Origin of the sequence: Micromonospora sp. SL1-18, assembly GCF_047921505.1 — a bacterium.
GTDB lineage: Bacteria > Actinomycetota > Actinomycetes > Mycobacteriales > Micromonosporaceae > Micromonospora.
Window position 1 is genome coordinate 23368 of sequence record NZ_JBLROA010000073.1, and the last position, 6316, is coordinate 29683.

Here is a 6316-nt window from a genome sequence, read left to right on the forward strand (position 1 = left end):
GATCATGCACACTTCCTATGCATAACTCTTGTGCACAGGAAGTGTGCACAGGTATTGTGCATCCATGGGGAACGACAAGAAGCCGACGCCGCGCCAGGTCCGGCTGGACCACCGCCAGGTACGGGTGCTCGCGCATCCACTGCGGACCCGACTGCTCGGCGCGCTGCGGGTGAAGGGTCCGGCCACCGCCACCGTCCTCGCCGAGCTGCTCGGCACCAACACCGGGGCGACCAGCTACCACCTGCGCCAGCTCGCCGAGGTCGGGCTGGTCACGGAGGATCCCGATCTGGGCACCGGCCGGCAGCGGTTCTGGCGGGCCGCGCACGACGTCACCAACTGGGAGCCCACCGACTTCGACGACGACCCGGACGCCCGGGCCGCCATCGAGTGGATCGAGGACAACCAGGTGCGGCACTTCGTCGAGCACGCCGAGAAGTGGTTCGCGATCCGCCACGAGTGGTCACCGGCCTGGCGCGACGCATTCGGTATGGGCGACATCTTCATGACCATCCCGTACGGCCGACTCGAGGCGCTCAAGGCCGAGGTGTGGCAGCTCCTGGAGCGCTACCGCGACGAAGCCGACCCGGACGAGCCGGGCGCGGAGCAGGTGCAGATCTTCCTCGCCACCCTGCCGCTGCTGGCGGACCTGCGGCTCGCCACCCCGCCGTCCGAGGAGGAGCGATGAGCAGGCTTTCCGTACGCCAGGTTCGGTTCCGCTACCTCACCCTCTACGGCCTGCGCTGGCTGCCCAGCGGCCTGATGATCCCGGTGATGATCCTGCTGATGCAGGAGCGAGGTCTCACGCTCTCCCAGATCGGCCTGACCGCCACCGCGCAGGGCCTGGTCGTCCTCGCGCTGGAGCTGCCCACCGGTGGCTTCGCCGACGCGCTCGGCCGCAAGCCGGTCCTCGCCGTTGCCTGGGTGATCGGCCTGATCTCCCTGGTCATCTTCGCGGTGGCCGACTCGTTCTGGCTCTTCTTCCTGGTCTGGGCGTTGCAGGGCGTCTACCGGGCCCTGGACAGCGGTCCGCTCGAGTCCTGGTACGTCGACGCCACCCTGGCCGCCGACCCGGACGGCGAGTACGAGCGCGGCCTCGGCCAGGCCGGCACCGTCATCGGCCTCGCCGTCGGCGCCGGCGCGCTGCTCAGCGGCGGCCTGGTCGCGCTCGGCCCGGTCGGGCCGGTCAGCGCGCTGACCCTGCCCGTGCTGGTGGCCATCGCCCTGCACGCCGTCTCGCTGGTCGCCCTGTTCGTGCTGATGCAGGAGACCCGACCGGCCACGGGAGCCGCCGCGCTGCGCGCCTCGGTGGTCGAGGCGCCCCGGATGGTCGGGCAGGCGATCGGCCTGCTGCGGCGCTCGCGGGTGCTGCTCGCCCTGGTCGCCGTCGAGCTGTTCTGGGGCTTCGGCATGGTCACCTTCGAGTCGCTGCTGCCGATCCGCCTCTCCGAGGTGGTCGGCGACGCCGACCGCGCCGCCGCGATGCTCGGCCCGGCCGGCTCGGCGGCCTGGCTGGCCAACGCGGCCGGCGCCGCGCTCACCCCGTTCCTGCTGCGCCGGCTGGGCTCCGCGCCGGCCGCCGCGCTCCTGCGGGTGCTCCAGGGCGTGACCGTGGTCGGGATGGGACTGTTCGCCGGCCCGGTCGGGGTGCTCATCGCCTACCTGGCCTGCTACACGGTGCACGGCGCGTCCAACCCGCTGCACATGGGGCTGCTGCACCGCCAGGTTGACGGGCCGTACCGGACCAGCGTCATCTCGCTGAACTCGATGATGGGGCAACCGGCCGGCGCGCTCGGCGCCGTCGTCCTGACCGCGCTGGCCGACCGCACCAGCGTCAGCCTCGCCATGCTGGTCGGCGCGGTGGTGCTCGCCCTGGCCGCGCCGCTCTACCTGCCGGCCTGGCGCGCCGGCCGGAACGCCGCACCCGTCCCGGCGGCCGTCGGTCAGCCGCCGCAGGTCGACCAGGCAGAGCCGGAGGAGGCCCACCCCGCTGCGCCGGCCGGCCTCGACCCCGACCCGGTTCACGCGCGCTGAGGGCGGACGCGTTAACAGGGGGCCCCTGCTATGCGTAATGCGTTAACAGGGGGCCCCTCCTTTCCCTCGGCCGAGGTGGACCGAGGTGCGGGGCTCGGTGCCGGTGTAGCCGAGCCGGCGGTAGAGCCGGATCGCCCCGGGGTTGTCGGTGAAGACGCCGAGTGCCACGTGGTCGTACCGGGCGAAGAGGGCGCGGGTCATCCCGGCGGTGAGCGCGGCGCCGAGGCCCCGCCCGCGCCGGTCGGTCGCCACCGTGAGACCGGCGAGGAAGCCGATGCCGCCCCGGCTTCGGTCCGCCCCGCAGGCGACGAGGCGGTCGCCGTCGCGGATGCCGTACCAGTCGACGACGCGCGGATCGCCGGGGCGGGAGGTAGTGGTGGGGAAGGACTCCTCGATCAGCGCGGCCAGGGCTGGGTGGTCGGCCTCGGTGAGGCGGACCACCCGCTCCTCCGCCGGCTGTGGGGGCGGCGGTGTGGTGGTCCAGAGAAAGTCCCACTCGTCCAGCCGCGCCACGGTCAGCCGGCCGGCCACCTCCTCGGGCGCCGTGCGGGGCAGGTGCAGCCACTGGCCGGCGTGCAGCGTCCCGTCCCCGACCAGGCCGGCGAAGACCTCCAGCGCCGGCCCGGCCGCCCCGAGAGCCGCGCCGGCTGGGCCCTGACCCGGCGGCAGCAGCCAGCCCACCGCGCCGTCCCGCCGCCACCCGCGCGCCTCGTGGTCCTGCCACAGCGCGTGCCGGGCGTACGGGTGGTGATCGGCGGCGGCGAGCAGGGCGTCCCGACCCACCAGAACCTGGTCGGTAGTGATCATGCGGCCAGCCTACGAGACCGGTAGCGCCGGCCGGCCGGGGCGGGTTCCACGGTGGAGATTGGCGAGCGGACCGATCGGGTACATCCCTCGCCAACCTGCTGGGACCCCGGACCGGAGGAACGACATGTTCGCCACCCTCGCCGCCGTAGTGTTCGGCTTCGCGTTGCTGCTCGACTTCCTGAACACCAACCTCGGCGCCCCCGACCTGTTCAACACGCCCACCCTCATGCTCATCGGCCTCCTGCTGCTCTCCCTGCACCTGGCGGGGTTCGGCCGCGGCGGGGGCCGCTGGTTCCGGGCTCGGCGTCCGGGTCGCGGCTGACCGGTACGGATCATCCCGGGCCGGGCCAGCGGCGCGATTCCAGCGTCGTCGGCCCGGCCCGGTACTGTTCTCGTGATGCAGTCCGACGCCCTTTTCGCCCTCGGTGAACCCGCCGGAGCGCCCAACGCCCCCGCGGGTTCCGCCGGCGTGGACGGGTTCACCGCCGCCCGCGCGGACTCGCCCCTGCCCGTGCGGATGCGTCCGGCGAGCATCGATGAGCTCGTCGGGCAGGATCACCTGCTCGCTCCGGGCGCGCCGTTGCGCCAGCTGGTCGAGGGCGCGGCGCCGATGTCGGTGATCCTCTGGGGGCCGCCCGGTAGTGGGAAGACCACGATCGCCCACCTGGTGGCCGGGGCCACCGATCGCCGCTTCGTCGCGATGTCCGCGCTGACCGCCGGGGTGAAGGACGTGCGCGCGGTGATCGACACCGCCCGCCGGCAGCGGCGGGCGGGCGGCCCGCCGACCGTGCTGTTCATCGACGAGGTGCACCGGTTCAGCAAGACCCAGCAGGACTCGCTGCTCGCCGCCGTGGAGGACCGGACGGTCACCCTGCTCGCGGCGACCACCGAGAACCCGTACTTCTCGGTCATCTCGCCGCTGCTGTCCCGCTGCGTGCTGCTCACGCTCCAGCCGCTGGACGACGACGCCGTGCGCGGCCTGCTGCGCCGCGCGGTCGCCGACGAGCGCGGGCTGGGTGGCGCGCTGGTCCTGGAGGCCGGGGCGGAGGACCATCTCGTCCGCCTCGCCGGCGGCGACGTACGCAAGGCGCTCACCGCGCTGGAGGCGGCGACCGCCACCGCCACCGCCCTCGGCACCGGGCGGATCGACCTGGCCACCGCCGAGCAGGCGGTCGACGTCGCCGCCGTCCGGTACGACCGGGACGGCGACGCCCACTACGACGTGACCAGCGCGTTCATCAAGAGCATGCGCGGCTCGGACGTGGACGCGGCGCTGCACTGGCTGGCCCGGATGCTGGTGGCCGGCGAGGACGCCCGGTTCATCGCCCGGCGCCTGGTCATCTTCGCCAGCGAGGACGTCGGCATGGCCGACCCCACCGCCCTCACCGTCGCCACCGCCGCCGCGCACGCCGTCGAGTACGTGGGGCTGCCCGAGGCCCAGCTCAACCTGGCCCAGGCGGTGATCCACCTGGCCACCGCCCCGAAGTCCAACTCCGCCACCACGGCGATCGGCGCGGCCGTCGCCGACGTGCGGGCCGGCCGGGGCGGGCCGGTGCCGCGGGCACTGCGCGACGGGCACTACTCCGGCGCTCGCGGCCTCGGGCACGGCGCTGGTTACCGCTACCCGCACGACGACCATCGCGGGGTGGTCACCCAGCAATACGTTCCGGACGATCTCGTCGGGACCGACTACTACCGGCCCAGCGGGCACGGCGCGGAGCGCGCGGTGGCCGGCCGGCTACCGCTGCTGCGTCGGATCGTCCGTGGGCTGCCGGCACCGGTGGCCCGCGCGGAGCCCGACGCGCCGGTCGCCGCGCCCGCCGGCCGTTCGGTCGGCGTCGAGCAGGGCGACGGGGCGAGTGAGGACGGCGGCGACGCCGTCGGGAAGGGTCAGCAGTGATGGCGCGTGGTCCGGAGCGGCCGGAGGACGGCCCCGACGAGCGGCGCGACCGGAGCGCCAAGGGCCGCCGGTGGGGGCGGGGCAGAGCCGACGCCGAGCCGGACGAGGCGACCGTAGGCGAGGAGTTCGGCTGGATCGACGACCTGCGTACGGCGAAGCAGCAGCGTACCGACCTCGGGCCGGACGGCGGCGATCCGGCCGCCAGGCCGCCGGCGCGCGGCGGGCTGCCACCCGCGGGTCCGGGGCCGCGACCCGGCCCGTCCGCCCCCGAGCCGCCGCGCGGCCCCCACCCCGGCGCGGTGCCGCCGCCCGGCCAGCCCGGTCCGGGCGGGCCGTCCGTCCGGCGCGGCCCGGTCGACGCCGGACCGGCGGCACCCCCGGTACGCCCCGGCGGGCCCGATCCGGCGGCGGCCCGCCGCCGTCCGGCCAACGGGCCCTGGCCCGGTACGCCCGAGCCGCCCCGGAATCCCGCCGAGCCGTCCCGGCCGCCGCGCCGCGGCGCGGACACCCCCACCGGACAGCAGGGAACGCTTCCGCCGCCCGCCGGCCGGTCGGGCGGCCCGGCTGGCCGTACTGCCCCGCCGGCCGGTCCCGCCCCGGCTCATGCCCAGGCCGGTCAGGTGCCCGGTCCAGGCTGGCAGCCGCCCGGTCCCGACGGGCCTCCCACGTCCCGCGGCCGGCGCAGCGCCGGCGGACCCGGTGGAGCACCCACCGGCCCGTACGCCGAGGGGGCCGACCCGGCCGTGCGACCCGTGTCCGGTGGCGGCCGCAGGTCGATGCCCGACGAGGTCGAGGCCCGCCCGGTTTCCGGGGCCGGCCGGCGGGCTGCCGCCGAGCCCACGGGTGGCCGGGTCAACGTGCCGCCGGCGCGCGGCGCGGCGGGTCCGCCCGGTGCCGGCCCGGTTAGCGGCGTACCGCATCCAGGCGCCCCTGAGCCGCGGAGTCGCCGCGGTGTGGAGCCCGACCCGTCCGCCGCCGGCCCGTCCTCGATGGATGACCCCACCGGGTCGAGGGGCGGTCGACGCCGGGCCGCCGAGCCCGACCAGCCGGTGCCGGTGCCGCGTAGCGGGAACGCCCCGCCGATCCCCGGTGTCCCGTCCGACGCGTCTCCCGGCCGCCCGGCGCATGGCCCCGGCACGCCAACGGCTCGTCCCACGCCCGACGCCCCAGCTGGTCGTCGCGCCGCTCAGGGCGACGCCGCGACGCAGCCCAGGCAGCCGGCTGTTTCCCCCGAAGCGGCGCCGCGCGGTCGCCGGAGGGCGCCGGATGACACTCCGACTGCGGCCGGTCGCCGGGCGGCTTCGGCCGGGGGAGCGGTGCCGGGCGGTCGCCGGGCCGCGCCCGATGACGAACCGACTGCGGTTGGCCGTCGGGCTGCGTCGGGTGACGCTCCGACTGCGGCTGGTCGCCGGGCCGCGCCGGATGGCGCTCCGACTGCGGCTGGTCGCCGGGCGGCGTCGGCCGGGGGAGCGGTGCCGGGCGGTCGCCGGAGGGCGCCGGATGATGCTCCGACTGCGGCTGGTCGCCGGGCTGCGTCGGGTGATGCTCCGACTGCGGCTGGTCGCCGGGCCGCGCCGG

6 protein-coding genes are annotated in these 6316 nt (G+C 76.0%); 5 read left to right on the top strand and 1 reads right to left on the bottom strand.

Translation table 11 applies throughout. The annotated features are described in order from the left end of the window. Positions 1–64: 64 nt before the first annotated feature. Positions 65–685: an ArsR/SmtB family transcription factor gene (locus ACNAW0_RS25855; protein WP_416290610.1), complete on the top strand. Its 621-nt coding sequence runs from the start codon at positions 65–67 to the stop codon at positions 683–685. Beyond that, the gene (locus ACNAW0_RS25860) at positions 682–2031 is read left to right on the top strand and encodes an MFS transporter (protein ID WP_416290611.1); all 1350 of its coding nucleotides are present in this window, start codon (positions 682–684) and stop codon (positions 2029–2031) included. The genes ACNAW0_RS25855 and ACNAW0_RS25860 overlap by 4 nt, the downstream gene beginning before the upstream one ends. Before the next feature lie 42 nt (positions 2032–2073). On the opposite strand, the gene ACNAW0_RS25865 is transcribed toward ACNAW0_RS25860, so the two are convergent. Next, positions 2074–2838, bottom strand: a complete 765-nt coding sequence (locus ACNAW0_RS25865) for a GNAT family N-acetyltransferase (protein WP_416290612.1) — start codon at positions 2836–2838, stop codon at positions 2074–2076. Positions 2839–2962: 124 nt separating this feature from the next. Here ACNAW0_RS25865 and ACNAW0_RS25870 point away from each other — a divergent pair, with 124 nt between their 5' ends. The 3 genes from ACNAW0_RS25870 to ACNAW0_RS25880 all read left to right on the top strand — a co-directional run. Further along, positions 2963–3160 carry a hypothetical protein gene (locus ACNAW0_RS25870; RefSeq protein WP_416290613.1) on the top strand — a complete coding sequence of 66 codons (198 nt, stop codon included), beginning with the start codon at positions 2963–2965 and terminating at the stop codon, positions 3158–3160. 75 nt (positions 3161–3235) lie between these two features. Then, positions 3236–4738 carry a replication-associated recombination protein A gene (locus tag ACNAW0_RS25875; protein WP_416290614.1) on the top strand — a complete coding sequence of 501 codons (1503 nt, stop codon included), beginning with the start codon at positions 3236–3238 and terminating at the stop codon, positions 4736–4738. Between the two features lie 1344 nt (positions 4739–6082). Further along, positions 6083–6316 (top strand): hypothetical protein (locus ACNAW0_RS25880; RefSeq protein WP_416290615.1); only part of this gene is annotated, 234 nt, incomplete at its 3' end.

Coding starts and splice junctions, on each gene's coding strand:
- ACNAW0_RS25865 (WP_416290612.1), bottom strand. CDS start 2,838: ATGATCACTACCGACCAGGTTCTGGTGGGTCGGGACGCCCTGCTCGCC.
- ACNAW0_RS25855 (WP_416290610.1), top strand. CDS start 65: ATGGGGAACGACAAGAAGCCGACGCCGCGCCAGGTCCGGCTGGACCAC.
- ACNAW0_RS25870 (WP_416290613.1), top strand. CDS start 2,963: ATGTTCGCCACCCTCGCCGCCGTAGTGTTCGGCTTCGCGTTGCTGCTC.
- ACNAW0_RS25860 (WP_416290611.1), top strand. CDS start 682: ATGAGCAGGCTTTCCGTACGCCAGGTTCGGTTCCGCTACCTCACCCTC.
- ACNAW0_RS25875 (WP_416290614.1), top strand. CDS start 3,236: ATGCAGTCCGACGCCCTTTTCGCCCTCGGTGAACCCGCCGGAGCGCCC.